Annotated in this window: 26 protein-coding genes; 17 read left to right on the top strand and 9 right to left on the bottom strand. The window is 66.6% G+C overall.

The window, feature by feature from the left end; all coding sequences use genetic code 11:
- Positions 1 to 330 precede the first annotated feature (330 nt).
- The 3 genes from AAIO73_RS11240 to AAIO73_RS11230 are packed head-to-tail and all read left to right on the top strand — an operon-like array spanning position 331 to position 2,607.
- Positions 331 to 1,524 carry a toxic anion resistance protein gene (locus tag AAIO73_RS11240; protein WP_345878133.1) on the top strand — a complete coding sequence of 398 codons (1,194 nt, stop codon included), beginning with the start codon at positions 331 to 333 and terminating at the stop codon, positions 1,522 to 1,524.
- A 4-nt stretch (positions 1,525 to 1,528) separates the two neighbouring features.
- Complete coding sequence (locus AAIO73_RS11235) at positions 1,529 to 2,230, top strand: hypothetical protein (protein WP_345878132.1); 702 nt, start codon at positions 1,529 to 1,531, stop codon at positions 2,228 to 2,230.
- Entirely contained in the window at positions 2,227 to 2,607 is a 381-nt protein-coding gene (locus AAIO73_RS11230) for a VOC family protein (protein WP_345878130.1), read from the top strand. The genes AAIO73_RS11235 and AAIO73_RS11230 overlap by 4 nt, the downstream gene beginning before the upstream one ends.
- 399 nt (positions 2,608 to 3,006) lie before the next feature.
- On the opposite strand, the gene AAIO73_RS11225 is transcribed toward AAIO73_RS11230, so the two are convergent.
- From AAIO73_RS11225 to ubiA, 4 genes are read right to left on the bottom strand one after another with little or no spacing between them, the layout of a single operon-like run.
- Entirely contained in the window at positions 3,007 to 3,747 is a 741-nt protein-coding gene (locus AAIO73_RS11225; protein ID WP_345878129.1) for a TonB family protein, read from the bottom strand.
- A gap of 39 nt (positions 3,748 to 3,786) precedes the next feature.
- Positions 3,787 to 4,572: a 3'(2'),5'-bisphosphate nucleotidase CysQ gene (locus tag AAIO73_RS11220; RefSeq protein WP_345878128.1), complete on the bottom strand. Its 786-nt coding sequence runs from the start codon at positions 4,570 to 4,572 to the stop codon at positions 3,787 to 3,789.
- Positions 4,565 to 5,911 carry a TldD/PmbA family protein gene (locus AAIO73_RS11215; RefSeq protein WP_345878543.1) on the bottom strand — a complete coding sequence of 449 codons (1,347 nt, stop codon included), beginning with the start codon at positions 5,909 to 5,911 and terminating at the stop codon, positions 4,565 to 4,567. The genes AAIO73_RS11220 and AAIO73_RS11215 overlap by 8 nt, the downstream gene beginning before the upstream one ends.
- Before the next feature lie 38 nt (positions 5,912 to 5,949).
- Positions 5,950 to 6,879 (bottom strand): 4-hydroxybenzoate octaprenyltransferase, encoded by a 930-nt coding sequence (gene ubiA, locus AAIO73_RS11210; RefSeq protein WP_345878127.1) that lies wholly within the window; start codon positions 6,877 to 6,879, stop codon positions 5,950 to 5,952.
- Between the two features lie 180 nt (positions 6,880 to 7,059).
- Here ubiA and AAIO73_RS11205 point away from each other — a divergent pair, with 180 nt between their 5' ends.
- Positions 7,060 to 7,914 carry a manganese catalase family protein gene (locus tag AAIO73_RS11205; RefSeq protein WP_345878125.1) on the top strand — a complete coding sequence of 285 codons (855 nt, stop codon included), beginning with the start codon at positions 7,060 to 7,062 and terminating at the stop codon, positions 7,912 to 7,914.
- A 48-nt stretch (positions 7,915 to 7,962) separates the two neighbouring features.
- On the opposite strand, the gene AAIO73_RS11200 is transcribed toward AAIO73_RS11205, so the two are convergent.
- Positions 7,963 to 8,160 carry a hypothetical protein gene (locus AAIO73_RS11200; RefSeq protein ID WP_345878123.1) on the bottom strand — a complete coding sequence of 66 codons (198 nt, stop codon included), beginning with the start codon at positions 8,158 to 8,160 and terminating at the stop codon, positions 7,963 to 7,965.
- A 134-nt stretch (positions 8,161 to 8,294) separates the two neighbouring features.
- Here AAIO73_RS11200 and AAIO73_RS11195 point away from each other — a divergent pair, with 134 nt between their 5' ends.
- The 5 genes from AAIO73_RS11195 (at position 8,295) to AAIO73_RS11175 (ending at position 13,607) form a co-directional block, all read left to right on the top strand.
- Positions 8,295 to 8,570, top strand: coding sequence for a hypothetical protein (locus AAIO73_RS11195; RefSeq protein ID WP_345878121.1), 276 nt, complete (start codon positions 8,295 to 8,297; stop codon positions 8,568 to 8,570).
- Entirely contained in the window at positions 8,570 to 8,884 is a 315-nt protein-coding gene (locus AAIO73_RS11190) for a DMT family transporter (RefSeq protein ID WP_345878120.1), read from the top strand. The genes AAIO73_RS11195 and AAIO73_RS11190 overlap by 1 nt, the downstream gene beginning before the upstream one ends.
- Before the next feature lie 10 nt (positions 8,885 to 8,894).
- On the top strand, positions 8,895 to 9,638 hold the full coding sequence (locus AAIO73_RS11185; RefSeq protein ID WP_345878118.1) for a 16S rRNA (uracil(1498)-N(3))-methyltransferase: 744 nt from the start codon (positions 8,895 to 8,897) through the stop codon (positions 9,636 to 9,638).
- A gap of 67 nt (positions 9,639 to 9,705) precedes the next feature.
- Positions 9,706 to 11,079, top strand: a complete 1,374-nt coding sequence (locus AAIO73_RS11180; protein ID WP_345878117.1) for a glutamate--cysteine ligase — start codon at positions 9,706 to 9,708, stop codon at positions 11,077 to 11,079.
- 125 nt (positions 11,080 to 11,204) lie between these two features.
- Positions 11,205 to 13,607, top strand: coding sequence for a TonB-dependent receptor (locus AAIO73_RS11175; RefSeq protein WP_345878115.1), 2,403 nt, complete (start codon positions 11,205 to 11,207; stop codon positions 13,605 to 13,607).
- A gap of 18 nt (positions 13,608 to 13,625) precedes the next feature.
- On the opposite strand, the gene AAIO73_RS11170 is transcribed toward AAIO73_RS11175, so the two are convergent.
- Entirely contained in the window at positions 13,626 to 14,918 is a 1,293-nt protein-coding gene (locus AAIO73_RS11170; RefSeq protein WP_345878541.1) for a methyltransferase family protein, read from the bottom strand.
- A gap of 72 nt (positions 14,919 to 14,990) precedes the next feature.
- Here AAIO73_RS11170 and AAIO73_RS11165 point away from each other — a divergent pair, with 72 nt between their 5' ends.
- Together AAIO73_RS11165 and ppa are read left to right on the top strand one after the other, a co-directional pair.
- Positions 14,991 to 16,922 carry a M61 family metallopeptidase gene (locus tag AAIO73_RS11165; protein ID WP_345878113.1) on the top strand — a complete coding sequence of 644 codons (1,932 nt, stop codon included), beginning with the start codon at positions 14,991 to 14,993 and terminating at the stop codon, positions 16,920 to 16,922.
- A 140-nt stretch (positions 16,923 to 17,062) separates the two neighbouring features.
- Positions 17,063 to 17,638: an inorganic diphosphatase gene (gene ppa, locus AAIO73_RS11160; RefSeq protein WP_242116706.1), complete on the top strand. Its 576-nt coding sequence runs from the start codon at positions 17,063 to 17,065 to the stop codon at positions 17,636 to 17,638.
- A 122-nt stretch (positions 17,639 to 17,760) separates the two neighbouring features.
- Here ppa and AAIO73_RS11155 read toward each other — a convergent pair whose 3' ends face one another.
- Complete coding sequence (locus AAIO73_RS11155) at positions 17,761 to 18,117, bottom strand: TfoX/Sxy family protein (protein WP_345878110.1); 357 nt, start codon at positions 18,115 to 18,117, stop codon at positions 17,761 to 17,763.
- Positions 18,114 to 18,998: a DMT family transporter gene (locus tag AAIO73_RS11150; RefSeq protein ID WP_345878108.1), complete on the bottom strand. Its 885-nt coding sequence runs from the start codon at positions 18,996 to 18,998 to the stop codon at positions 18,114 to 18,116. The genes AAIO73_RS11155 and AAIO73_RS11150 overlap by 4 nt, the downstream gene beginning before the upstream one ends.
- A gap of 119 nt (positions 18,999 to 19,117) precedes the next feature.
- Between AAIO73_RS11150 and AAIO73_RS11145 the strand changes: the two genes are divergently transcribed.
- Complete coding sequence (locus AAIO73_RS11145) at positions 19,118 to 19,756, top strand: DUF1345 domain-containing protein (RefSeq protein WP_345878106.1); 639 nt, start codon at positions 19,118 to 19,120, stop codon at positions 19,754 to 19,756.
- Between the two features lie 169 nt (positions 19,757 to 19,925).
- Here the strand turns inward: AAIO73_RS11145 and ispG are convergent, their stop codons facing one another.
- Positions 19,926 to 21,050, bottom strand: a complete 1,125-nt coding sequence (gene ispG / locus AAIO73_RS11140; protein ID WP_242116710.1) for a flavodoxin-dependent (E)-4-hydroxy-3-methylbut-2-enyl-diphosphate synthase — start codon at positions 21,048 to 21,050, stop codon at positions 19,926 to 19,928.
- 102 nt (positions 21,051 to 21,152) lie between these two features.
- Here ispG and AAIO73_RS11135 point away from each other — a divergent pair, with 102 nt between their 5' ends.
- From AAIO73_RS11135 to AAIO73_RS11115, 5 genes are all read left to right on the top strand, one after another.
- Positions 21,153 to 22,319 (top strand): acyltransferase family protein, encoded by a 1,167-nt coding sequence (locus tag AAIO73_RS11135; protein WP_345878105.1) that lies wholly within the window; start codon positions 21,153 to 21,155, stop codon positions 22,317 to 22,319.
- Between the two features lie 34 nt (positions 22,320 to 22,353).
- Positions 22,354 to 23,292, top strand: coding sequence for an isoaspartyl peptidase/L-asparaginase family protein (locus AAIO73_RS11130; protein ID WP_345878104.1), 939 nt, complete (start codon positions 22,354 to 22,356; stop codon positions 23,290 to 23,292).
- Between the two features lie 37 nt (positions 23,293 to 23,329).
- The gene (locus AAIO73_RS11125) at positions 23,330 to 24,178 is read left to right on the top strand and encodes a S1/P1 nuclease (RefSeq protein ID WP_345878102.1); all 849 of its coding nucleotides are present in this window, start codon (positions 23,330 to 23,332) and stop codon (positions 24,176 to 24,178) included.
- Between the two features lie 92 nt (positions 24,179 to 24,270).
- On the top strand, positions 24,271 to 24,567 hold the full coding sequence (locus AAIO73_RS11120; RefSeq protein ID WP_345878101.1) for a hypothetical protein: 297 nt from the start codon (positions 24,271 to 24,273) through the stop codon (positions 24,565 to 24,567).
- An 89-nt stretch (positions 24,568 to 24,656) separates the two neighbouring features.
- A complete protein-coding gene (locus AAIO73_RS11115) occupies positions 24,657 to 26,321 on the top strand; it encodes a sensor domain-containing diguanylate cyclase (protein ID WP_345878099.1) in 1,665 nt (554 codons plus the stop codon).
- Positions 26,322 to 26,392: the final 71 nt, after the last annotated feature.

Here is a 26,392-nt window from a genome sequence, read left to right as displayed (position 1 = left end):
TCGCGCCAAACCGGAAGTCCCCCCTTTGTTGCGTCGCGGCATGAGGGAAGCAAAAGGTTGGTTCACGCGAAGGCGCGGAGACGCGGAGGGGTTGCGTCGAGGACGAACGCCACCCGCGCCAGCGGCCTCATCTTAACCGGTTCAGCGGGAGCAAACGTCTGCCGATCGCAAACGCTCTCCCGCTACGAACCCCCTCCGCGTCTCCGCGCCTCCGAGTGAACCAACCTTCTTCCTTCTCTACCTTGCACCCCCAACGTGTATTACATAAATAGCACAGTTGAACGATACCGCGTTCGCATGGCATCAACCGGCGGACGACGTGGAGGAATTATGGCGACGCAGACTGAAGAACCCGCGCTGGTGCTGACCCCGCCCGATCCGGTGCCAACCGTGCCGGCGGCAAAGGCGGCCGGGCTGGTCCCGGTCGACGACGTCAAGAAGACTGAATTACAGACCCGCGTCGACGACTTCATCGACCAACTGGTCGCGCAGGACGTGAACTCGCCCGAATTCGGCAAGCGCGTCGATGCGATCAGCAACCTCGGCGCGCGCGAGATCCGCGAGGCCGCCGGCCAATCCAATCGCTTCCTCGACCGCCCGGTCCGCGCGATGGATCAGGAATCGGGCGTCGGCGCCGACCTGGCGCAACTGCGCCGCACGATCGAGGATCTCGATCCCGGCCGGCAGGGCAATCTGCTCGAACCGAAGAAGCTGTTCGGCATGATCCCGTTCGGAAGCAAGGTCCGCGATTATTTCGACGGGTACAAGTCGGCGCAAAGCCATATCGCCTCGATCCTGAAGCGCCTGCAATCGGGCAAGGACGAGCTGTTGATGGACAATGCCGCCATCGACACCGAACGCGCGAACCTGTGGACCGCGATGGGTCGCCTCGAACAGATGATCTATCTCTCGCGGGAGATGGACCAGAAGCTGGAGGACAAGGCCAACGAGCTGGATCACTCCGATCCGGCAAAGGCCAAGGCGATCCGCGAAACCGCGCTCTTCTATGTCCGTCAGCGCAGCCAGGACCTGCTGACGCAAATGGCAGTGACGGTGCAAGGCTATCTGGCGCTCGATCTGGTCAAGAAGAACAATGTCGAGCTGGTGAAGGGCGTCGACCGCGCGAGCACCACCACCGTCGGCGCGCTGCGCACCGCGGTGACGGTCGCGCAGGCGCTGACCAACCAAAAGCTGGTCCTCGAACAGATCACCGCGCTCAACACGACCACCGCCAACATCATCGATTCGACCGGCAAGCTGCTCCGATCGCAAACCGCGACGATCCACGAACAGGCCGCCGCCTCGACCATCCCGGTCGAGGTGCTGCAACGTGCGTTCCAGAACGTCTATGACACGATGGACGCGATCGACACCTTCAAGCTGAAGGCGCTCGATTCGATGAAGACGACGATCAACACGCTCGGCAACGAGGTCGAGAAGTCGAAGGGTTACATCGCCCGCGCCGAGGGTGCGTCGCAAAACGCGTCGGGTCAGGGCGAGACGTTCAAGCTGGAGGCGATGTAGGCCCATGTCGCGCAGCGACGAGGTTCTCGAACGCGCCAGCCTGACGCTGGAGCGCGCCCGCGAACGCCACGGACAGGTCGCGCCGCGCGCGCGGCGCCGGCGTGAGGCGGAGGTGCTTCGCCGCCTCGGGCGCATCGCGCTGGCCGATGGTGCGATCCTCATTGCCGCGCTGGTGCTGGGCTGGTTCGTACCGCTGGGCGTCGCTGGCGCCCTGCTGGTGGTGACGCTGCTGATCGCCGCGACCTTGCTGTTCGCGGTCCTCCCGGTCACGCGGCCGGTTGCGGTCGAACAACTGGTACAGGCCCCGATCAAGTCACTCCCGTCGCAGACCGAACGCTGGCTGGCGACCCAACGCCCCGCTTTGCCCGCCCCTGCCATCAGCTTGGCGGACGCGATCGGGGTGAAGCTGGACACGCTGTCCGCGCAACTCGCCACGCTGGGCGACGACGAACCGATGGCGGCATCCGAAGTTCGCAAGCTGGTCGGCGAACAACTCCCCGAACTCATCCGCGGCTACCAACGCGTACCCGAACCGCTGCGCCGCGTCGAACGCAACGGTCGTACGCCCGACCAGCAGTTGATCGACGGCCTGCGCATCATCGACGGCGAGATCGCCGCGATGACCCAGCAGCTGGCGCAAGGGGACCTCGATAGCCTCGCGACAAGGGAGCGGTATTTGCAGATCAAGTATCAGGGCGAGGAGTGACCGTTACCGGCACCAATCCGATCCTCCACGTCGAGATTCCGGTCGCCCGGCTCGAACGGGCGACGCGTTTCTACGAAGCGGTGTTCGGGTGGCGGTTCGACCCGCCGACGATCGTGCATGGCCATCCCATGGCGTACCTGCCCCATGCCGAAGGAACGGAAGGTGCCAGTCTCGCGCTGGCGCAAGGCGACGTCTATGTTCCCTCAAACAGCGGCGCGATCGTCTATTTCCGCGTGACCGACATCGACGTGACCCTTCAGCGGGCCACGGCCTTGGGTAGCGAAATCCTGTTCCCCAAAACCGCGATCGACCCGGAAGGCTTTGTAGCCGAGATCGCCGATAGCGAAGGCAACCGCATCGCGCTGCAGACGGTCTGATCCGGCACAGGATTTGCTGTCCTGCGACATCGTGACTAGCATGAAGGGACAAGAGCCCCGTCGACGAAGCAAGGCCGATATTCCGCTACGTCGTGCGCTGCCCCATGCCACACCGGCAGCATCGCTCCCATCGTCATGTCGGCGCTGGCGGAAATCCGGCAGGCCGACGTCAGCGATACGGTCACGACCGCAGCGCTCACCGATCCCGCTCCGCAGGGATGACGCACGAGACAAGGAAACCATTTTCCTACATCGCCCGAACCACCTACCCTCCGCGCGGCTCTTCCTCACCGTCGATCCGCCGCGCATCCTCAGTTGCGACTGCTACGCAAAGCGCGCGCAGCGCAAACACGCGACGAGTGTGAACTTAGTGAACTTTAACCGAAAATCCCTTTGTTATCAGTCGCGCTCAACATCCCAGTCGTACCGCGACACGACCACCGACGGCACCGCCCGCCCCCGCCCGTCCCGCGACGGTCGGAATCGGAACGCGCGTTCGACCTGGACGCAGGTGGCGATGTCGATCGCGCGATTGCCGCTTGACCGGCGGATGCGGCAATCGGTCGCCCGACCGTTCGGCTCCACGACATAGTCGACCTCGACCGAGCCTTCGAAACCGTTCTCCTCCAGCTCAGGCGGCAACCGCGCGCCCTGCAACGACCCGCCGATCTGCACCGGCGGCGTATCGCCCCCGCCGCCGCCATCGCCATCCCCCGCACCGCCGCTGCCCAGCCCGTCGCCGACCCCGCCCGCACCTGTCCCTGGCCCGACCGTATCGGTCGCCCCCGAAGAGGCGTCGTTGCCCGGTCCGGCGACAGGCGCGGTGACCACCGGCGGCGGGACCGGCAGCGGCACGACCGGCGGCTTGGCGAAGATCTCGGTCGCCTTCGACCGGATATTCGGGGGAGCCGCCCGCCCCTCTGGCCGCCCCTGCCGCACGACCTGCGGAACCGGCGGCGGGGGTGGTGGATCGGGCGGCGGCGGCAGGATATCGAACGTCGCCAGAGCGGTCTGCGCCGCGCGCGGCACATCGACGCCCAGCCCGACGATCAGCGCCCAGCCGAGCAGCACATGCAGCGCGATGGTCGCCCCCATCGCACCAATCCGCGTCCGTTCGGGAAGTGCCACCTGCATCGCCATCGCTTTGCCACAACGCCGATGAATGGCGGCTGATCCGCCCTACCGCTTTCCCAACGCCACGATCGCCCGCTCACGCAGCCGCTCCACCGCCGCCGCATGGATGCCCGGCGCCGCCGCCATCACCCCGAAGAATTGCGGGCGCGGCTGGTTGAAGCGCAGCTTGCGCCCGATCGCGTCGGTCACCGTCGCACCCGCCTCGCGTGCCAGTAGGATGCTCGCCGCCACATCCCACTCATTGCCCCAGCGGATGGTGGCGAGGAAATCGGCCTCGCCCTCCGCGACCATCGCCATGCGCAGCGCGATCGAATTGGGCTTGGCGACCATCAGCAGGTCGCGGTCCGCCTTGGGCAGTGCGTCGACCGGTGTCCGGCTGCCGGCAAAATCGATCCGCTCGCTGACCGCCAGCCGCTGCCCGTTCAGCCACGCGCCACCACCGGCCGAAGCCGTCCAGCGCTGCTGCCGCACCGGCGCGTCGAGCACCCCCAGCACCGGCTGGCAATCCTCGATCAGCGCCACCGACACCGCCCAGCCATCGCGCCGGCGGATATAGTCGCGGGTGCCGTCGATCGGGTCGACGATCCACACCAGCCGCCTGGCCAGCCGCACCGCGTCGTCCGCCGTCTCCTCGGACAGCCACCCCGCTTCCGGCAACAGCGCGCTCAATCGGTCGCGCAGCAGCCGGTCGACGGTCAGGTCGACCTCGCACACCGGATTGCCGGGTGCCTTCTCCCATGTCGCGAAATCGCCATGCCAGCGCGCATGCGCCAGCGCCGCAGCCTCGGCGGTGATCCTTGTTACCTGTTCGAGCAGCGCGGCGTCAGCCACCCGCCACCGTCATGCCATCGACCCTGAGCGTCGGCACGTTGACGCCCTGCCGATGCTCCAGATCGCCCGCCGCGCTCAGCGACGCCAGCATCGGGCGCAGATTGCCGGCGATGGTAATGCCCGACACCGGACGCGTCACCTCGCCGCGTTCGATCAGGAAGCCCGACGCGCCCCGGCTGTAATCGCCAGTCACCCCGTTCACCCCCTGCCCGATCAGTTCGGTGATCAGTACGCCGCGTTCGATATCGGCGATCAGCGCCTCGCGCGTACCGCTGCCGCCCGCCAGATGGACATTGCCGGTCGTCACCCCCGGCGGCCCGCTCAGCCCCCGCGAGGCATGGCCGGTCGGCTCCAGCCCCAGTTGCCGCGCCGACGCGCTGTCGAGCAGCCACGTCTCGAGCACGCCGTGATCGACCAGCGCCATCGGCGACACCGGCAACCCCTCGCCATCGAACGGCCGCGCGCGCAGGCCATGCGGGCGGTGCGGATCGTCGATGATCGACAGGTTGGTCGGCAGGATCGCATGGCCCAGACAGTCGCGCAGGAAGCTGGTGCCCCTCGCGATCGACGGGCCGGAGATCGCGCCGAGGATATGCCCGATCAGGCTGCCGCCGACACGCGGGTCGAACACCACCGGCATCGCCCCGCCGTCGATCCGCACCGGGTTCAACCGTGCGACCGCACGCTCCCCCGCCCGGCGACCGACGCTCTCCGGGTCCTCCAGCATCGCGCGGTGCCGCGCCGAATGATGCGCATGATCGCGCTGCATTCCCGCGCCCTCACCCGCCAGCACACTGGCGGAGATGCCGTGGCTGGTCACCGCATAGCCCTGCGCAAAGCCATGGCTGGTGGCGAAGGCGACAACGGCGCGGTTGTACCCCGCCGACCCGCCTTCCGAATTGCTCACGCCCGACACCGCCCGCGCCGCATCCTCGACCGCCAGCGCGGCCTCACGCAACACTTGCGGCGGAACGTCGCCGCCATCGTCGAGGTCGAGCAATGGCGGCGCGCCGTGCAGCAGCCGCTCGGCCGGGGCGAGACCCGCCCAGCGATCCTCGGGCGCGGCGCGCGCCATCGCCACCACCCGCTCGGCCAGCGCATCCAACCCGGCATCGGACAGGTCGGACGTCGACACGCTCGCCGATCGCTTACCCACGAACACCCGCAGGCCCAGCTCGCTGCCCTCCGACCGGCCGACATCCTCCAACTGCCCCAGCCGCACCGACACCGACAGTGCGGTATTGGCGACGAGGATCGCATCGGCGGCATCCGCGCCGTTCCGCTTGGCAAGGTCCATGGCAGCATGGGCACGATCGACGGCTTGGGACGGGCTTAGCATGGTCGGCACATGGGAAGCCGAAGCGGCGACGGCAACGCTCATGCCGCCTGCCCGACCACCAGCAGGCCGAGGAAGATCAGCAACCCGGCATCGCGGTTCGACCGGAACCGCCGCAACGTGTTCGCGCCCTCTGCGGGCTTCAGCGTCGCGACCTGCCACAGCAGGTGCAACGCGCCGGGCAGCAGCGCGGCCAGCGCCAGCGGCGTCGGAAACACCCGCCACACCGCCCCTGCCCAACAGGCGACGGCAACGGCATATAGCAACGTCACGCCCGGCCGCACCTTGCTGCCCATCGCCCGTGCCGAGGATCGCACCCCGACCATCGCGTCATCCTCGATATCCTGACACGCATAGATGGTGTCGTAGCCGATCACCCACGCGATCGACCCGGCATAGAGTAGCGCGAGGGGCAGCCAGTCGTCGCTCCCCATCTGCGCCCAAGCGACCGGTGCCGCCCAGGAAAACACCATGCCCAGCCACGCCTGCGGCCACCAGGTGATGCGCTTCATGAACGGATAGGCGGCGACCAGCGCGAGGCTCGCCAGCGCCACGATCGCGGCGGTGAAGTTCAGTTGCAGCAGCACGACCAGCCCGATCAGGCTGAGGAACACCAGCCACGCCCATGCCGCCTTGACCGACACCGCGCCGCTCGCCAGCGGCCGATTGGCGGTCCGGGCCACCTGTCGGTCGAGATCGCGGTCGACGATGTCGTTATAGACGCAGCCAGCGCCCCGCATCGCGATGCTGCCGATCAGGAACCACAGCAGCATGTCCCACCGCTCGATCGCGCGTCCCGACAGCGCCATCGCCCAGGCCCCCGGCCAATAGAGCAGCCACCACCCGATCGGCCGGTCGAACCGTGCCAGCAGCGCGAACGGCCGCGCCGCCCGTGGCAGGACGGCGATCAGCCCGCGATGTTCGGTATCAACAACCTGTTCGGACGCGGCGGCAGGGCTTGGGGACGGCATGCCACCCTGCTGCCACGACTGCGCGCGAAGCGACAGGGGGAATGCGCCACGACGAACCGTTCGCCGGGAGCGACGACCGCCAGAAACTGACCCAAGTTACGGAAATAAAGCCTGTTTTTACGCGACCTTCTGCATCGCCGACCCGTTGCAGCCGGACTGGTCTCCAGCGGAGTGTCCCCGATGTATTATCACGACAAACGGCTTCAGTACCCCGTCACCGTCGAACGGCCCGATCCGGCATTCGCACGGATGCTGCAACAGGCGATCGGCGGTGTCGAAGGCGAGATCCGCGTCTGCATGCAGTATTTCTTCCAAGCCTGGGGCAATCGCGCGCCGACCACCAAATATCGCGACATGCTGCTGCACACCGCGACCGAAGAGATCGGCCATATCGAGATGCTGGCGACCGCCGTTGCGCTCAACCTCGAAACCGCGCCCGCCTCGCTGCAGGAAGAAGGTGCGAGCGACGGCATCGTCGGCGCGGTGATGGGCGGCCATAGCGCAAAGGCGTCGATCGAGGGGCTGATCCACAAGAACCTGCTGTCGGGCGGGCTCGCGGCAATGCCGATCGATTCCGACGGCGTGCCGTTCAACATGAGCCACATCTATGCCAGCGGCAACGTGGCGGCCGACATGTATTGCAACGTCGCGGCGGAGAGCACCGGGCGCGTGCTGGCGGTTCGTCTGTTCAACGCCGCCCGCGACGACGGCATGAAGCGGATGCTGCATTACATGATCGCCCGCGACACGATGCACCAACAGCAGTGGCTGGCGGTGGTCGAGGAACTGGGCGGTGCCGCCGCCAACCTGCCGATCCCCAACAGCTTCCCGCAGGAGCTGGAGGATCAGGCCAACAACTATAATTTCTACGCGACGTCGGTCGACGGTACGTTCCCCGAGGGTCGCTGGACCGATGGCCCCAGCGTCGACGGACGCGGCGAGTTCACCGTGTTCCAGAACAAGCCATTGGGCGAGGAACCCGTCCTCGGTCCGGCCCGCCCCGACAGCGGCGCGCAGGACAAGCAGATCGGCTAAACCGGCAATCCCCGCCGTCCCGTCCCGCGGGGCGGCGGGTCGCGCCTGTCAGCGCGCCTTGGCCTGCTTCGCATAGTGATGGTGCATGGCGACGCAGCCCGCCGCCGCGCCCAGCAGCCCATGCCCCTTGCCGACGAAATGGCCGGCGACCGCGCCGGCGGCGGCACCGCGTACGCAGCCCTTGGCGAATGCCGGTTGCGCCGCCAGCATCGCCAGCAGCAGGACGATCAGCGAAAAGCCACGCATGTCGAACCTCCTTCGGACACCATGTCCGATGCCGGATACAGTGCCCGAAACGGCGGAATTGTTGCGTTAAACCTTCGTCATGTCGCGGTCACGAACCGGTCGCGCGCGTGGCCGATGACGGCTACAGACGGCGCATGGACCTCGACCAGTTGCTCAGCCATTATTTCGGATCGACCGACCCCGACACCGCCGATCTGGCGACGATCGCCGCCGCCCGCGAACGCATGGGCATCGACTTCGGTGTCGAGCGCGATCCGTCGCGCCGCTTCGCGCTGTGGACGCTGATGGACGCGCTGGGCTTCGCCCCGCCCCCGGCCGAAGCGTTCGAGAAGGAACCGGCGCTGCGCGCGGCGGCCGATCGCTATCTCGACGCCGCCTACCGCATCGAACGCGACGCGGAGACGCCGTGATGCCATGGGTGATGCTGACGGTCGCCGGACTGCTGGAGGTTGTCTGGGCCTATTACATGAAGCTGTCCGACGGCTTCTCGAAACCGCTGCCGACGATCGCCACCTTCGTCACGATGTTCATGAGCTTCGGGCTGCTCTCGCTCGCGATGAAGCAGTTGCCGCTCGGCACCAGCTACATGGTATGGACCGGCATCGGCGCACTTGGCGCCTTCGTCGTCGGCATCGTCCTGCTCGGCGAAGCGATGACGCCACTGCGTCTGACTGCGGCGGCGATGCTGCTCGGCGGGCTGGTGCTGATGAAGCTGGCGTCCTAACCCCGCGCCCATGCCCGCTACCCCCGCCTGGCCGCCCGATTCGTCGCCCCGCCTCTTCGTTGATCAGCCGCTCGGCCAGGGCGCGCAGATCCGCCTCGACGGCGCGCAGGCGCATTATCTGCTGTCGGTGATGCGCGTGAAGGACGGCGACACCGTCCGCCTGTTCGACGACCGGACCGGCGAATGGCGCGGTGTCGCGACGCAGGTCCGCAAGCGCGACCTGATCCTCGACGTGACCGACCATTTGCGCGACCGCGAGATCGTACCCGACCTTTGGCTGTGCATCGCCCCGACCAAGAAGGGCCGCATCGACTGGGTGATCGAAAAGGCGTGCGAGCTGGGTGTCGACCGCATTCTGCCGGTGCTGACCCGCCGCACCGTCGTCGATCGCCTGAACCTCGACCGCTTGCGCGCACACGCGGTCGAGGCGGCCGAGCAGTGCGGCCGCACCGCGCTTCCCGCACTCGCCGAACCGGTCAAGCTGACGGTGCTGCTGCGCGACTGGCCCGAGACCCGCACGCTGTTCTTCGCCGACGAAACCGGCGGCGCGCCCGCGGTCGAAGCGATGCGGGGCCACCCCGGTCCCGCCGCGATCCTGATCGGTCCAGAAGGCGGCTTCGACTCCGAGGAACGCGATGCGGTCCGCGCTCTGCCACAGGCGGTCGGCATTGCGCTCGGCCCCCGCATCCTGCGCGCGGAGACGGCGGCGGCGGCGGCGACCGCCTTGTGGATGGCGGCGGCAGGCGACTGGTAGCCGGGCTATACCGATATCAACGACAGCCCCCTAGCGCCGCCCCGCGCCCGCGCGTATGGGCGCGACGATGAGCACGAAGACCGTTTCGGACAACAAGGCAGCGGTCATCGAGGACCGCTCGCAACTGATCGCCTATTTCGCGGGGGGCGAGAAGCCGGCCGAGCGCTGGCGGATTGGCACCGAACACGAAAAGTTCGTCTACCGCATCCGCGATCACGCGGCGCCGTCCTATGACGAACCGGGCGGCATCCGCGACCTGCTCGCCGGTCTCGAACGCTTCGGCTGGCGCCCGGTCGAAGAGGGCGGCAAGGTCATCGCGCTGACCGGCAAAGACGGATCGGTCAGCCTCGAACCCGCCGGGCAGTTCGAACTGTCGGGCGCGCCGCTCGAAAACCTTCACCAGACCTGTGCCGAAACCGGCCGCCATCTTGATCAGGTGAAGGCGGTCGGCGACGAACTCGGCCTCGGCTTCCTCGGCCTCGGCATGTGGCCCGACAAGCGCCGCGACGAACTGCCGATCATGCCCAAGGGCCGCTATGGCATCATGCTCAACCATATGCCGCGCGTCGGCACGATGGGTCTCGACATGATGCTGCGCACCTGCACCATTCAGGTGAATCTCGACTATGCGAGCGAGGCGGACATGGTGCGGAAATTCCGCGTCGGCCTCGCGCTGCAGCCGCTCGCGACCGCGCTGTTCGCCAATTCGCCCTTTATCGAAGGGCTGCCCAACGGCCAGCTTTCCTATCGCTCGCACATCTGGTCCGACACCGATCCCGCACGCACTGGCATGCTGCCCTTCGTGTTTGAGGACGGCTTCGGTTACGAACGCTATGCCGACTATGCGCTCGATGTGCCGATGTACTTCGTCTATCGCGACGGCCGCTATATCGACGCCGCCGGCCTATCGTTCCGCGACTTCCTGAAGGGCGAACTGTCGGTCCTGCCGGGCGAGAAGCCGACGATGGACGACTGGGCCGACCATCTCTCCACCGCCTTCCCCGAAGTGCGCCTGAAGACCTTCCTCGAAATGCGCGGTGCCGATGGCGGGCCGTGGGGACGCATCTGCGCACTGCCCGCCTTTTGGGTGGGGCTGCTCTACGACCAGGGCGCGCTCGACGCGGCGTGGGATCTGGTCAAGGGCTGGTCGATCGACGACCGGCAAGCGCTGCGTGACGCGGTCCCGGCGCTCGGTCTCGACGCGCCGCTGCCCGGCGGCGGTCGCCTGCGCGACGTCGCGGGCGAGGTGCTCGACATTGCCGGACGCGGCCTCTCCGCCCGCCGCCGCCTCGGCCCCTCGGGCGAGGACGAAAGCGGCTTCCTCGAACCGCTCCGCGAAGTCGTCCGTTCGGGCAAGGTCCCGGCACAGGTGCTACTCGACAAGTTCGCCGGTGAATGGTCGGGCGATTTGACGAAGGTTTACGACGAATACAGCTTCTGACGTTCGATAAATTCGAATAACATCTTTCGGTATTCACCGAACTGCAATCGTTTCCACGCACGACTGTCATTGACGGAGCATAGGCGACCCCGGTCCGCGTTTCCGCGGTTCCGGGAGGGAATTTGATGTTGTCCGTTACCTTGCAGGCGCGCCGCCGTGCGCGCCTGTTGCTTGCCGCATCGCTTGCGTCGCTGATCCTCGTCGCCCCTGCGGCGGCGCAGCAGATCGCGCCGCAGCCTGCCGCCGACGCCTCGACCGAGACAAACGATGAGGCCGACGGCACCGTCGTCGTGACCGGCAAGCGCACGACGCGTTCGGCGGTCGTTCTCGAAGCCGCCGAAATCCAGAAGGTCCTGCCCGGCGTCAATCCGGTGAAGGCTATTCAGACGCTGCCCGGCGTCCAGTTCGAAACCGCCGATCCATGGGGTAACAACGAACAAAATATCGCGCTGTTCGTCCACGGCTTCAACCAGAACCAGCTGGGCTTCACCCTCGACGGCGTGCCGCTCGGCGACCAGTCCTATGGCAATTTCAACAGCCTGTCGCCGCAGCGCGCGGTCATCAGCGAAAATGTCGCGCGCGTCCGCCTGACCGCCGGTGCCGCCGACCTCGCCACCGCATCGGCGAGCAATCTCGGCGGCGGTCTGGAAACCTATACCAGCGATCCTGCAGCGGAAATGGGTGGCCGTTTCGGCCAGACCTTCGGCTGCTACGACGCCAGCCGCAGCTATCTGCGCCTCGACACCGGCCGTTTCGATGCGTTGGGGGGCAGCAACGCGCTCTACATTTCGGCCGTCCGCCAGAATGCCCGCGCCTGGGAATTCGACGCCCGGCAAAAGGGGTGGCAGGCGAACGCCAAGTTCGTCCACACGACGCCGACCACCACGCTGACCGGCTATTTCGCGTACAGCCAGAAGGATGAACCGAACCAGGATTCGGTCGCCCGCAACACCGGCAGCTTCGAACCCTATTACCGCACCGTCCTGTATCCCGACTGGCAGCGCGCGCTCGCCTATCTCGATGCGAACGGTGCCCCGCCGTCGAACAACCCGGCAAACTACACCAACTATTATGGCGACGCGCAGCGCACCGACTATCTCGCCTATCTGAAGTTCGAACAGAAGCTTGGCGACGGCGTCGTCTTCAAGCTCCAACCCTATTACCATCACGACGATGGTCAGGGGCAGATCGTCGGCCCGATCTCGGTCGCAGGCCTGCCGGGGCTGTTCCGCATCTATTATCCGGGTCAGAATCTGAAGCAGGTCTTCGGCAATTCGGGCTATGCGCTGCGCACCACCGAATATGGCATCAGCCGCGTCGGTTCGCTGGCGGCGATTACTGTTACCAGCGGCGACCATGTGTTCGACATCGGCGGCTGGTACGAACATAATCGCAACACCATCTTCCGCCGCTGGTATGCGGTCCCGGTCGGCAGCCCGCCCTCGCCCTATGAATATGCCGATCCGGCGCTGCGCCGGCTGACCCAATATGCCAGCGTCACCGAATATGATCTGGTCCAGCTGCACGTGCAGGACCGGTGGCAGGTGACCCCGGCCCTGGCGATCGAGGGCGGCTTCAAATCCAGCCTGCAATTCGCCGAAGGCCGCATTCCGGTCCAGCCGCTGCCGGGCGCCTTGCCCGGCTCGTCGACCGGCTTCCCGGAGGGACAGCTCAACACCCGCAAATGGTTCCTGCCCGCGATCGGTGCGGTGTGGGACGTGACGCCCAGCGACCAGGTGTTCGGCCATATCCAGAAGAATGTGCGCCAGTTCCAGGCGTCGGTCGCCGCCGGCCTGTCGCCCTTCGCCGTCGGCAGCCAGCAGGCGTTCGACCAGATCAAGGCGAACACACAGCCCGAATCGTCATGGACCTACGAAGCCGGCATCCGCTCGCGCCACAATGTCGACCTCGGCCCGATCACCGCGATCGAGGGTCAGTTGAGCGCCTATCACGTCGATTTCAGCAACCGCCTGCTGCAGATCAGCGCGACGCCGGTCATCGCCTCGGTCATCGGCGGCGTGTCGATCCTGCAGAATGTCGGCGGCGTGACCACCAACGGCATCGATGCCGCGGCGACGTTGCGCTTCGGCCCCGGCTTCTCGATCTACAATGCGCTGTCGTACAATCGGTCGCGGTATGACGACGACTATGTCAGCGGAACGACCACCATTGCGACGGCGGGCAAGGACGTGCCGAACGTCGCGCGCTGGCTGAACAAGACCGTCGTCACCGCCGCCTCGGGTCCGTTCGAGGTGCAGGCGATCGGCGATTTCGTCGGCCGCCGCTTCGCGACCTATACCAACGACCAGTCGGTACCGGGCCGCTATCTCGTCAGCCTGCAGGCGAGCTATGCGCTGCCCGAGGCCCTCGGACTGGGGCTGCGTAACACGCGCCTGTCGGTCAACATCACCAACCTGACCGATCGCAAGGGCATCTACGAGATCATCGTCGGTGCCGCCGCGCGGACCTTCAACACCTATGCGCAGCCGCCGCGCATGGCGTTCTTCACCCTGTCGGGCGGGTTCTGATCGGGTCGGGCGGGGGCGTCACACCCCCCGCCCGACCCCAAGCCGGGCAAGGGCGCGCGGGATGGCGCCATGGCGCGTCATCCAGCCGCTATAGGCGCGATAGACCGGGTCGGCGCCCAGATGCCGTTCCTCGGTCTTCGCCCGCCAGTAATAGACGCCGCTGACCGCCGCCATGATCGCGGTGTTGCGCGCCGCCTCGGTCCAGCTGTCCGCCATCGTCAGCACGGGGATCGTCGAAATCCACCAGAACAGGTTCTTCGACAGATAGGCCGGATGCCGACTGAATGCGTACGGCCCATGGGTGAGGATGCCGCGGTGCGTCAGGTTCGAAAAGCGCAGGCCAAACGCCATCGTCGCCCACGCATAGATGGCGGTCAGCCCCACCAGCACCGCGCCAACGATCCACAGCAATACCGGCTGACCGGCGAACCAGTGCGTCCAGTCCGCCGTCCCCGGATGGTAATCGAGCGGCCCGCCATCGGCCATCAGGATGAACGGCGGATAGCAGATCAGCGCCGCCGCCCAGCCGGCGGCATAGGGTGTGGCGGTGCGGATATGGCTGTCGAGCGGTCGCATCGCGAGGATATAGCCGGCGGTCGCGAACGCCACGTCGACCACGAACATGAAGGTGATGAGCCAATTCGCCAGCGGCACCGGCCCGGTCAGGATGTCGGCGCGCTGGGTGCGGATGAACTCGCCGAACCCGGGCGGCACGATGGCGATCATGAAGGCGAGGAAGAACGCCTTCACCGCCCAGCCGCGCAGATGATTGTAGATTGCTTCCCGGTCGATCGGCTCGGGCAGGTGCATCGCCCAGGCGCCCAGCGCCCAGCACCCGTCCTTCGGATCGATCAGCCGCCGGTCGATCCACAGCATGTACGGGATCGACAGCAGGAACAGCGGCACCGCCGCCCATTCGAACGCCCACATTGAAAAGGTGAATCCGCCCTGCCAATAAAAACGCCCGGTCGCATAGATGCCGGCGATCGTGCCCCAGGTCAGCCATAGCCCGGCCAGCTTTGTCAGGCTGATCTCTACCGTCTCGCGCCACGGCCGCACCTTGCTCCAGTCGATGCCGGTCGACGGGTTGCGATGCACCTTGTCGACCAGCAGCGACCACAGCACCATTGGCACGGCACAGGCGGCGACGTTGACCAGCGCCGCATAGGGTCCGTCCATCCCGTAATGCCACGCGACCGCGATCCAGCAGCACAGCCCGGCCAGCCCGGCCAGCCCCACGCCGGTCGATACCGCCGATGCGGGTCGTGACTCGGGTTCGGCTTGCGCAGCCAACGACTTGGCGTGATACATGGTGCCATCCGCTATCACCGACATGGTAAGCATCCGGTGAAGCATATCCGCGTCCGAAGGAATTCCCTGCCCTTGCGTACCCATTCGCTGCGTATCCCGCTGACCGCATTGCTGCTGACCACCGCCCTGCCCGCCACGGCCCAGATCAACCCGCCGGGCAACACGCTGCCGCAACCGACCCCGATCGTCGACACCGTGCCGGTGGCGCGCGACATCGACTATCCCGGCACGATCAAGCTCGACGTCGATGCGACCGACACCGTGCAGGGCATCTTCCGCGTCAAGGAAACGATCCCCGTCGCCCGCAGCGGTCACATGGTGCTGATGATGCCGAAATGGCTCCCCGGCAAGCATGGCCCCCGCGGCGAGATCGAGAAGCTGGCCGGCCTTGTCGTCCGCGCCAATGGCCGCGAGCTGCCCTGGACCCGGGACGTGCTCGACATGTATTCCTTCCATATCGACGTGCCCGCCGGTGCGAGGAATCTCGACGTGCAGTTCCAGTTCCTGTCGGCGCAGCAGGGCGATCAGGGGCGCATCGTCGTCACCCCCGAAATGCTGAACCTACAATTCGAAGCGGTCAGCCTGTACCCGGCGGGCTATTACACCCGTCGTATCCCGATCGAGGCAACGGTGCGCTATCCGGCCGGCTGGACCGCCGCGTCGGGCCTGCCGTCGAAACTGCAGGGCGGCGTCTACAAATATGACCGGACCAGCTACGAAACGCTGATCGACTCGCCGGTCTTCGCGGGCAGATATTTCAAGCGCTTCCCGCTCACCGACCGCGTCGGGTTGAACGTCGTCGCCGACAAGCCGTCCGAGCTGGCGGCCACCCCCGATCAGATCGCGGCACATACCCGACTGGTCGAACAGGCGGTGAAGCTGTTCGGCGCGCAGCATTACGACAAATACGAATTCCTGCTGTCGATCACCGACAAGATGGGCTCGATCGGCCTCGAACATCATCGTAGTTCGGAGAACGGCGTCGATCCCGGCTACTTCACCGACTGGAACTCGGGGCCGGGCGAGCGCAACCTCCTGCCGCACGAATTCACCCATAGCTGGGACGGTAAATACCGTCGCGGCGCCGACCTGTTCACGCCCGACTTCCGCACCCCGATGCGCAACTCGTTGCTCTGGGTCTATGAAGGGCAGACGCAATTCTGGGGCTATGTGCTGCAGGCGCGCTCGGGGCTGGTATCGAAGCAGGACACGCTCGACGCCTATGCCGACATCGCCGCCGCATTGGACGCGCGCGAGGGGCGGCAGTGGCGCCCGCTAATTGACACCACCAACGATCCGGTCATCACCGCCCGCCGTCCAAAGGGCTGGGTCAGCTGGCAGCGGTCGGAGGATTATTACAACGAAGGGCTGCTGGTGTGGATGGAGGTCGACTCGATGCTCCGCAAACAGTCGGGCGGCACCCGGTCGATGGACGATTTCGCCCGCGCCTTTTTCGGGGTGCGCGACGGCGACTGGGGCGTGCTGCCCTATACGCTGGGCGATGTCGTCAAGACGCTGAACGGCATCCAGCCCTATGACTGGGCCGGCTTCCTCGACAAGCGGCTGAACGCCCGCACCGATCGCGCGCCGATCGACGGCTTCGCCGCCAATGGCTACCGCCTGATCTACACCGACACCCCGACCCCCTATCTGAAGGGGCGCGAGAAGAGCGCGGGCGGCGTGTCGCTACCCTATTCGCTCGGTATGGGTGCGAACAAGGATGGCAAGGTGACCAGCGTGATCTGGGGCAGCCCGGCGTTCAAGGCCGGGTTCGAGATCGGCACGACCATCGTCGCGGTCAACGGCAGCGCCTATACTCCCGACCGGCTGCGCGATGCGGTGGGCGCGGCGAAGGGCACGAAGGAGCCGATCCTGCTGACCGTCAACATGAACGAAGCGGTGCGCGAGATCGCGATCCCCTATCATGACGGGCATCGCTATCCCCGTCTGGAAAAGGTCGGTCAGGGCGATGGCGGGCTCGACCGGTTGCTTACCGCGAAGTGACGGGTCGGCCGGGTGGTCCCGTTGCGGGACCACCCGATCGCCTCATGCGAAGATTCCAAACAAAACGTGCTTCAACGACCGATAATTCCGGCTAAAGGGCGCGATACTCACGCGTCCGTGCGAGAAAAGGGAGACTATCAATGCGCATCGACATGGTGCCGGTCGGCGACAATCCGCCGAGCAGCCTGAACGTCATCATCGAAGTTCCGACCGGCGGCGAACCGGTGAAGTATGAATTCGACAAGGCTTCGGGCGCGCTGTTCGTCGACCGCATCCTGCACACGCCGATGCGCTATCCGGCGAATTACGGGTTCGTGCCGCACACCCTGTCGCCCGACGGCGATCCGCTCGACGCGCTGGTCGTGTCGCGCTCGCCCTTCATCCCCGGCTGCGTCGTCCGCGCCCGGCCGATCGCGGTGCTGAACCTCGAGGACGAAGCCGGCGGCGACGAAAAGCTGGTGTGCGTGCCGGTCGACTCGACCTTCCCGTACTACAGCAACGTCGGCGAAAAGACCGATCTGCCGGAGATCGTGTTCGAACAGATCGAACATTTCTTCACCCACTATAAGGACCTCGAAAAGAAGAAGTGGGTCCGCATCGGCACGTGGGGCGGTGCCGAGGAAGCCAAGCGCATTACGCTCGAGGCGATCGAACGCTACAACGAAGCCAAGGCCCAGGGCGAAGAGCCGCACGACTACGAAGTACCGGGTCGCTGATTTGATTGGTGGGGGATACGCCATACGATCCCCATCCCTCGTCGCCCCTGGGCTTGATCCGGGTTCGCGCTTTTACTTCTGTCGAGAAGAAGCGGGACCCCGGATCAAGTCCGGGATGACGTTCAGCTGCCCTGCTTGCGTTTATTCCCCGGCGCGCGCCGTCCGGCCTCCACCGCCAACGCGGCCCATTCCCGCATCGCGTCGACATCGTCCAGCACGTCGTCAGGTGCCCGTCGATAGTTTATCGTCGCCACGCGACCGTCCTTGCGCGCGTAGCTGAACCGCGCGCTCCCTTGCGCGTCCCAGACGGGATCGGCAACCGCATCCGATTTGAACCACAAGACATCGTCGAGCACGATCGCGAAGACCGTACCGTCGAGATACAGCGTCGCGCCGCCCATCATCCGCCGCCACGTCACGTGCCCGACCGCGGCAAGCGCCTCCTCGATCCAGATCAGCAGTCCGTCGTCCGCGCTCATGCCCCCGCCTCGCTCTGCACCGCCGGCACCCGCCGCCGGACCGCGACCACGCAGCCCGCGACGATCAGCAGCGCCCCGATTACCGTATAGGGCGACACCGTCTCGTCGAACGCCACCCATCCCGCCAGCGCCGCCCAGACGAACGCGCTATATTCGACCGGGGCCAGCACCTGCGCCTCGGCACGCGCATAGGCCCAGGCGAGCGCCATGACCGACGCGATGTTGAGCAGGATCGCCCCCGATAGCGGCAGCAGCTGCGCCGGCGCCGGCACCGTGCCCAACCATGGCGCCGCCGGCAGCAGCATTCCCCCAATCACCAGATTGGCGAACAACGCGACCTCGACAGGATCGGCGACTTGCGCCTGCCGTCGCAGCAGGATCAGGCTGCCGGCATAGAGCACCGACGCGGCGACGCAGGCGAGGCTGCCGAGCACCGCCTGTGTCGAGGCATCGGCCTGTACCTCCCCCGCCGCGATGACCAGCACGCCCGCCGATGCGACCACCGACCCAATGATCGCCGCGCGGCGGATCGTCTCGCCGAGGAACAATGCTGCCAGATACAGCGCGATCAACGGCGCCAGAAAGGTCAACGCCACCCCCTGCGCCATCGGCACCCGCGCAAGTCCCCAGAAAAACAGGACAACCGACGATCCAGCGGCCAACCCGCGACCAATATGCAACCGAAGCGTCGACCATGCCGGCCACCCCCGCCCGAGCGCGACGAACAGCACACCGCACAACGCCGCGCCGCCGACCGAGCGCCACAGCACCGCGTTATATGCGCCACTGTCGATGGACAGTTGCTTCATCAGCGCATCCATCACCGTATAGACCGCGATCCCCGACGCCGCGACGAGGAAGGCGCGCAAGGCTACGGACATGGACGAACCTTTCGGTGAAGAGCGGTGGCCCGCTGTCGTCTGTGAAGCAACGCAACGCAAGCTCATCCCCGTGCCGGGGAGGAATTGTCCCGCCGTTACTGCCACGATACACCCGCCCCATGCCCCTGAACCTCGGCCAGCGCCTCGCGCCCGCACGTTTCGTCGCCTTCGCCGCGGTCGCCATCGCCGCGGGTTGCTGGGCGCTGCCTGCCTTTGGCTGGCGGATCGGCGTACCGCTCGCCTTCGACATCGCCGCGGTCGTGTTCCTGCTGTCCTGCGTGCCACTGCTCGGCGCCTCGGCCGACCGGATGCGGCAGGCGGCGCGGCGCAACGACGCCAATCGTCCGCTGCTACTGATCCTGTCGGCAGCGATCGCGCTGGTGCTACTGACCGCGATCGCGATCGAACTGGCACAGCGCGGCACCCCCGAACCGCAGGTGGTGGTGCTGGTCGTCGCGACGCTGCTGCTCGCCTGGGCGTTCGCCAACACCATCTACGCGCTGCACTATGCGCATCTGTTCTACACCGCTGATGGCTCCGGCGGCGACAGCGGCGGCATCGACATGCCGGGGACCGACGAGCCCGATTACTGGGACTTCGTCTATTTCGCCTTCACGCTGGGCATGACGTTCCAGACGTCGGACGTGTCGATCACCTCGCGCACCATGCGCCGCACCGTGACCGGCCACTGCCTAATCGCGTTCGTGTTCAATTTAGGCGTCGTGGCGTTCAGCGTGAACGTGCTGGGCGGGTCGTAAGGGGACTCACGATCTACTACACGCCCCTCCGTTCGTCCTGAGTAGCCATTGAGCGAAGTCGAAATGGCGTATCGAAGGACCGTAGGTGGCGGGTACTTCGATACGGGTCTTCGACTTCGCTCAGCCCCTACTCAGCATGAACGGGCTCACCGATTACATGCTGAGAACGTCACTCCGCCGCCTGCGGCATCCCCGAACTCGCCGCCTCGATCTCCGCTGCCTTTGCCTCGACCAGCTTGACGATATGCTCGATCATGTCGGCGTCCTGAACATGATGGTCGGTGACCCCCGACAGATACACCATGTGCCGGCCGTTACCGCCGCCGGTAATGCCGATATCGGTCTCGCGCGCCTCGCCAGGGCCGTTGACGACGCAGCCCAGCACCGACAGCGACATCGGCGTGCGGATGTGCTGCAACCGTTCCTCCAGCGCCTGCACCGTGCGTATCACGTCGAAGCCCTGACGTGCGCACGACGGACACGACACGACACGCACGCCGCGATTGCGAATGCCCAACGCTTTCAGGATTTCGAAGCCGACGCGCACTTCCTCTTCGGGCTCGGCCGACAGCGATACGCGGATCGTGTCGCCGATCCCGAACCATAGCAGCGATCCGATGCCGATCGACGACTTGACCGTCCCGCCGACGAAGCCGCCCGCCTCGGTGATGCCCAGATGCAGCGGGCAATCGACCATCTCGGCCAGTTGCTGATAGGCCGCGACCGCGAGGAACAGGTCGGACGCCTTCACCGCGACCTTGAACTCGTGGAAGTCGTGGTCCTGCAACAACTTGATGTGGTCCATCGCCGACTCGACCAGCGCATCGGGGCATGGCTCGCCATATTTTTCGAGCAGGTGCTTTTCGAGGCTGCCGCCATTCACGCCGATCCGGATCGCACAGCCATTGGCCTTGGCCGCGCGGACGACCTCGGCGACGCGCTCGTTCGATCCGATATTGCCCGGATTGATCCGCAGGCACGCTGCGCCCGCATCGGCCGCTTCCAGCGCGCGCTTGTAGTGGAAATGGATGTCGGCGACGATCGGCACCCGCGCGGCGCGCGTGATCTGCCTGAGCGCAGCAGTGCTCGCGACATCGGGGCACGATACGCGGATGATGTCGGCGCCCGCTTCTTCGCAGCGACGGATCTGGTCGATCGTCGCCACCGCGTCGGAGGTTTCGGTATTGGTCATCGTCTGCACCGTGACCGGCGCGTCGCCGCCGACGGGGACGTTGCCGACCATGATCTGGCGGCTCTGCCGGCGGTGGATATCGCGCCAAGGGCGGATCGACATGGTAAATTCTCGCTAACGCTTCGGTTATCTCTGCCCAGTATAGGGCGGCATTGCGTCAGGCGAAAGTCGCATGGCCGTGCAGCGGGGAACGACAGGGAGCGCATGACACCGGCGGGCCGCCATTACGGGCTGGACTGGCTGCGCATCGCCGCGTTCGCCATGCTGATCCCTTATCACGTCGCGCTGGCGTTCAGCCCGTGGCACTGGATCGTCTCGTCGGGCCATGTCTATCCGGCGCTGGTCGCGCCGATGGCGGCGCTGACGCCGTGGCGGCTGGGGTTGTTGTTCGCGGTATCGGGCTATGCCAGCGCGATGCTGTTCACCCGCGCCGATGGCGCTGCAGCATTTGCGGCCGACCGGTCGCGGCGACTGCTGGTCCCGCTGCTGTTCGGCATGGTCGCCATCGTCCCGCTCGAAATGTGGGTGCGGGTGCGCGAGACCGGCTATGCCCGCGACTATCTGCATTTCTGGCTGTTCGACGCCTGGACCAGCGGCACCCATTGGGGCGTCGAATTTCCCAGTTGGGAACATCTCTGGTTCCTCGTCTATCTCTGGACCTACACCATGGTCGTAGCAGGGGTTACCGCGTCGCGTCGCGCGCTGACCGTGCTTGACCGGGCGGCGGCATGGCTGGCGATCGGCAGGCGGCTGCTCTGGGCGCCGATGGCGACGATCGTCGCGATGCGGCTGGCGCTGCTGTTCGTCGTTCCCGAACGGCAGGGGTTGTTTCGCGACTGGGCCGGGCATTCACAATTCCTGACGCTGTTCCTCCTCGGTTTCCTGATCGCGCGCCATCCGCCGCTGTGGCGAGCGCTGCATCGCTGCTGGCCCCCCGCCGCCCTGCTGGCGCTGCTAGGCGGCGGTGTGGCGATCGGGGTAGAGGTCGCTTATCCGGGAAGCGCCGTGCCGCCGCACGCGCTGATGGTCGCCAGCCGCGCAGGACGGTCGGTCATGGCATGGGGGATGGTCGTCACCCTGTTCCACCTGGCCGATGCCCATGCCAATCACGACCATCGCTGGCGCCGGACGCTCGGGCAGGCGGTGTTCCCCGCCTATATCGTCCATCATCCCGCGATCGTGCTGGCGACCTGGTGTACCCTTCCGCTCGCAATGGCGCCGGGATTACAGGCGGCGGTGATCCTGACCGCGACGATCGCCGCCTGCGGCGCGACCGTCGCGCTCGCCCGGCTGGTGCCCGCATTCGGCATTCTGGTCGGGGTCGCGGCCCGCCCCGCGCGACGGGGTGGCACTGCCCCCGCGATCTGCTAGCAGGCCCGGCACGTAACCGTAGCAGGATGAAACCATGTCGAGTGCCCCCGCCCCCCGCTGGACCCTGTTGGTGCATGGCGGCGCCGGCATCCTGACCCGCGACACCGTCAGCGCGCAGACCGACACCGCCGCCCGCGCCGGCCTCGACGCCGCACTTGCCGCCGGCGAAGCGGTGCTGGCATCGGGCGGCAGCGCGCTCGACGCAGTCGAGGCGGCGGTACAGGTGCTGGAGGACGATCCAACCTTCAATTCCGGTCGCGGCGCGGTCTTCACTTTCGACGGCGCGATCGAACTCGACGCTGCGATCATGGACGGCGCCACCCGTGCCGCCGGTGCCGTCGCCGGCGTCACCCGCACCCGTCATCCGGTCAGCCTCGCCCGCGCCGTCATGGACCACAGCCCGCACGTCCTGCTCGCGGGCAAGGGCGCCGATATCTTCGCCACCGAACAGAATGTCGAACAGGCCGATCCCGACTGGTTCGTCACCCCCGAACGCCGCGCGCAGCTCGATGCGATGAAGGCCAATCCCGACGGCTGGTTCGATGTCGACATGAAATATGGCACGGTCGGCGCGGTCGCGGTCGATGCCGGCGGCCATGTCGCCGCCGCCACCTCGACCGGCGGCGTGACCGGCAAGCGCTGGGGCCGGGTCGGCGATTCGCCGCTGATCGGCGCCGGCACCCATGCCGATGACCGCGCCTGCGCCGTCTCGGCGACCGGTGCGGGCGAATTCTTCATCCGCATCGGCGTCGCGCACGAGATTTCGGCGCGCATCCGCTTCGCCGGCGAGGATCTGCAGACCGCCGCCGACACCGTCCTTGCCGAGACTCAGGCGCTCGGCGGCACCGGCGGCGTTATCGTCGCCGGCCCCGATGGCGACGTCGCATGGAGCTTCACCACGCCGGGCATGTACCGCGGTCGCGTCGGCAGCGACGGCACCCGCCGCACTGCCATCTATGGTGACGAGGGCTAGCACCGGTTTTCATGCCGTACGACAGGCATTAAAGGCGATGGCCATGATTCGCCGCCTGTTGCTTGCGGTCGCCTGTTTGTTCGCGACCTCCCCCGCTTACGCCTATTGGGAATATGGGCATCAGAGCGTCGCCACCATCGCGCGGCTGAACGTCCGCTCCGAAACCCGCGCCGCGATCGACCGCATCCTGCGGCATCAGGCGCTGCTCGAAACGCCGACCTGCCCGGCGCGCACCATCGAAGAAGCGAGCGTGTGGGCCGATTGCGTCAAGCCGCTCGGCGAACGCTTCAGCTACGCCTATTCATGGCATTACCAGAATGTCGACGTCTGCCGGCCGTTCGACCTTAAGGCCGCATGCAAGGACGGCAACTGCGTCTCCGCGCAGATCGAGCGCGATGTGAAGCTGCTGAAAGACCCGAAGGTTCCGATGCGCGAAAAGGTGCTGGCGCTTGCCTTTCTCGTCCATTTCGTCGGCGACTTGCACATGCCGCTCCATGCCGGCGATCGCGGTGATCTGGGGGGCAACCGGGTGAAGGGCGATTACGGCATTTATCATCCCGATCGCTTCAACCTGCATTCGATCTGGGACGGGCCGCTTGCCGAACGGGCGATCACGACGCCGCCCTCGATCCTGCGCGCCTACACCTCCGCCGAACGCGCCCCCATCCAGGCCGGCAGTGTCGAGGACTGGAGCCGCGACAGCTGGCAGATCAGCCGCGACTATGCCTATGCTCCCGCGCTCGGCGGCGACGGCTGCGGCCCCAAATCCGATGGCCGGATCAGGCTCGACGACGCGACGATCGCCCGGCTGGTGCCGGTAGCGCAGGGTCAGGTGAAGAAAGGCGGCCTGCGCCTGGCGCGCCTGCTCGACGAGGCGTTGGCTTAACCCCCATCCAACCCCATTGCGCGTCGCGCCCGCGCATGTCAGCTTGGCCCCAGCCAACGACCGCGACCAAGCGGCGAGCGATAGGGGTGAGGATGCGGATTTTCGTGACGATCGCGGCGGCGACGCTGCTGGCCGGATGTGGCCTGAGCCCGGCACAGGGCGGTCCCGAACTGGTCGTGAGCGGGCCGAGCGAGGCGGTCGCCGCCTTCGTCCGGCAACAGGGCGCGCATAAGCCCAGCCGCGCCACGACCTTTCCGCAATCGGTCGGCCCCGGCCGCTCCAGCGCGCGCGTGATGACCCCGGCCGGCACCAGTGCGGACACGCTGCGCCAACTCGCGCAGCAGGCGACGATGGCTGGCCTGACCGCCGCGATCGTCGCCGCCAACTGACCCCGGTCCGAAAACCAAACGCCGCGTTAACCGAATCTTGGCGCGTCGGGTGGCATGCCGACCGCATGCTATCGGCCTGTCGAACCTTGGTGATCGCGCTGTTCATGGCGTTCGGCGCACTCGGCGCCGTGCCCGCACGCGCGCAGGCCGGCATCGTCGGCACGCCGGTCACGGCCTGTATCAGCCGCGTCCAGCCCGGCGATACGGTCCGCGCGGTGCTGGCCCGACCCGGCCGGTTCGACTGCACCGCCCGCCAGACCGATTTCGGGCCGGGCGATTACTGGGTCCTGTCGGGTCGCCTGCCCCGCCCCGCCGATCCGGCCGCGCCGATTCGCGTGCGGCAGGTCAGCCTTTGGCAGGATACGCTCGCCGTCTATGCCGTCGCCGCCAATGGCCGTATCACCGGTTCACTCAGCGACAGCGTCGGCATTTCCCGGCATATCCAACTGGGAGCGATGATCGAACATCGCTTCACCCCGAATGGCGCGCCGATAGAACGGATTTTGTGGCGGGTCGGCGGCGCCAGCAATCTTCGTGGCATCCTAGTCGGGGCTCGGGTCGCCAGCGACGCCCAGAGCCAGCGGTCGAACGTGTTGCTCGCCGCGCTCTATGCCGGGTTCATCGGCCTGTGCGCAGGGCTGCTGTTCTATAATTTCGCGCTGTGGCGTGTGTTGAACCATGATTTTCAGATTGCCTATTGCGGCGTGCTCGCCTGCCTGATCATTTACGCCGGCTCCTCGTCCGGGTTCGTGGCATGGCTGCTTCCCGACCTCGACAACAACCGGCGCATCCTCACCAGCTATGTGGTGCTATCGTGGGGCATGGCGTCGGCACTCGCTTTTTGCGCCACCTTTTTCGAACGCCGCATCCTCGATGGCTGGCCGCTGAAGCTTATCTACAGCGTGATCGCTGTCTTTGGCACGCTTGGCGTACTGATGATCGCGGTCGGTCCGTTCGCTATCGCCCTGCTCGACCGCATCTTCTCGCTGACGATGTTCGTCGCGCCGGTGTCGGTCGCGCTGGTCGTGTGGCACGCATGGCGACGGCGCAGCGACTTCCTGTGGCTGTTCGCGCTCAGCTGGGCATCGCCGATGGTGATGCTGGTCGTCCGTTCGCTCTACAACCTCAATCTGCTCGATTGGAGTTTCTGGATCGACAATTCGACGCTGTTGGCGATGAGCGTAGAGACACTGATGGCCAGCATCGCCATCGCCTATCGCATCCGCGTGCTCAGTCGCGAACGCGACGAAGCCGTGCGGCAGGAGGCGATCTCACGCGAACTCGCCGATACCGATCCGCTGACCGGCCTGCTCAATCGCCGCGCCTTCCTGTCGCGGGCGATCGCCGCGCAAGGGCCGCGCACGCTCATGCTGTTCGACATCGACCATTTTAAACAGGTCAACGATACGATCGGCCATGACGGCGGCGACGAGGTGCTGCGCCAGTTCGCGCGCACGCTGCGCTTCCATGCCCCGCCCGGCGTGCTGGTCGCGCGCATGGGCGGCGAGGAATTCGCGCTGCTGGGACCGGAAGCGGCGATGCCCGATCCCGACGTGCTGCTCGCCAACGTCCGCGCGCAACGCCTGCCCTACGACCTGCGCGTCACCAGCAGCATCGGAATCTGCCACGGACCGCTTGCTGACGAAAGTGACTGGAAACGCCTCTACCGCTTGGCTGACAAGGCGCTGTTCGAAGCGAAGGCCGCCGGCCGCGACCGGGCCGGCCGGGCGCCGCCGCTCCCGCTCGCCGCCTGAACCCTGCCGTCTGCGATTACGGGTGGCGCAACCCGGCTTGCATGAAGCGCAACGCTTGCTTACACCTTTGT

Origin of the sequence: Sphingomonas epibiotica, assembly GCF_039615155.1 — a bacterium.
Classification (GTDB): domain Bacteria; phylum Pseudomonadota; class Alphaproteobacteria; order Sphingomonadales; family Sphingomonadaceae; genus Sphingomonas.
Note: the sequence above shows the minus strand (reverse complement) of the source record. Positions and strands in the feature narration are given on the sequence as shown.

Coding starts and splice junctions, on each gene's coding strand:
- AAIO73_RS11190 (WP_345878120.1), top strand. CDS start 8,570: ATGCCATGGGTGATGCTGACGGTCGCCGGACTGCTGGAGGTTGTCTGG.
- AAIO73_RS11120 (WP_345878101.1), top strand. CDS start 24,271: ATGCGGATTTTCGTGACGATCGCGGCGGCGACGCTGCTGGCCGGATGT.
- AAIO73_RS11125 (WP_345878102.1), top strand. CDS start 23,330: ATGGCCATGATTCGCCGCCTGTTGCTTGCGGTCGCCTGTTTGTTCGCG.
- AAIO73_RS11240 (WP_345878133.1), top strand. CDS start 331: ATGGCGACGCAGACTGAAGAACCCGCGCTGGTGCTGACCCCGCCCGAT.
- AAIO73_RS11130 (WP_345878104.1), top strand. CDS start 22,354: ATGTCGAGTGCCCCCGCCCCCCGCTGGACCCTGTTGGTGCATGGCGGC.
- AAIO73_RS11200 (WP_345878123.1), bottom strand. CDS start 8,160: ATGCGTGGCTTTTCGCTGATCGTCCTGCTGCTGGCGATGCTGGCGGCG.
- AAIO73_RS11145 (WP_345878106.1), top strand. CDS start 19,118: ATGCCCCTGAACCTCGGCCAGCGCCTCGCGCCCGCACGTTTCGTCGCC.
- AAIO73_RS11155 (WP_345878110.1), bottom strand. CDS start 18,117: ATGAGCGCGGACGACGGACTGCTGATCTGGATCGAGGAGGCGCTTGCC.
- ubiA (WP_345878127.1), bottom strand. CDS start 6,879: ATGCCGTCCCCAAGCCCTGCCGCCGCGTCCGAACAGGTTGTTGATACC.
- AAIO73_RS11205 (WP_345878125.1), top strand. CDS start 7,060: ATGTATTATCACGACAAACGGCTTCAGTACCCCGTCACCGTCGAACGG.
- AAIO73_RS11195 (WP_345878121.1), top strand. CDS start 8,295: ATGGACCTCGACCAGTTGCTCAGCCATTATTTCGGATCGACCGACCCC.
- AAIO73_RS11170 (WP_345878541.1), bottom strand. CDS start 14,918: ATGTATCACGCCAAGTCGTTGGCTGCGCAAGCCGAACCCGAGTCACGA.
- AAIO73_RS11175 (WP_345878115.1), top strand. CDS start 11,205: ATGTTGTCCGTTACCTTGCAGGCGCGCCGCCGTGCGCGCCTGTTGCTT.
- ispG (WP_242116710.1), bottom strand. CDS start 21,050: ATGTCGATCCGCCCTTGGCGCGATATCCACCGCCGGCAGAGCCGCCAG.
- AAIO73_RS11185 (WP_345878118.1), top strand. CDS start 8,895: ATGCCCGCTACCCCCGCCTGGCCGCCCGATTCGTCGCCCCGCCTCTTC.
- AAIO73_RS11215 (WP_345878543.1), bottom strand. CDS start 5,911: ATGCTAAGCCCGTCCCAAGCCGTCGATCGTGCCCATGCTGCCATGGAC.
- ppa (WP_242116706.1), top strand. CDS start 17,063: ATGCGCATCGACATGGTGCCGGTCGGCGACAATCCGCCGAGCAGCCTG.
- AAIO73_RS11150 (WP_345878108.1), bottom strand. CDS start 18,998: ATGTCCGTAGCCTTGCGCGCCTTCCTCGTCGCGGCGTCGGGGATCGCG.
- AAIO73_RS11180 (WP_345878117.1), top strand. CDS start 9,706: ATGAGCACGAAGACCGTTTCGGACAACAAGGCAGCGGTCATCGAGGAC.
- AAIO73_RS11235 (WP_345878132.1), top strand. CDS start 1,529: ATGTCGCGCAGCGACGAGGTTCTCGAACGCGCCAGCCTGACGCTGGAG.
- AAIO73_RS11135 (WP_345878105.1), top strand. CDS start 21,153: ATGACACCGGCGGGCCGCCATTACGGGCTGGACTGGCTGCGCATCGCC.
- AAIO73_RS11225 (WP_345878129.1), bottom strand. CDS start 3,747: ATGGCGATGCAGGTGGCACTTCCCGAACGGACGCGGATTGGTGCGATG.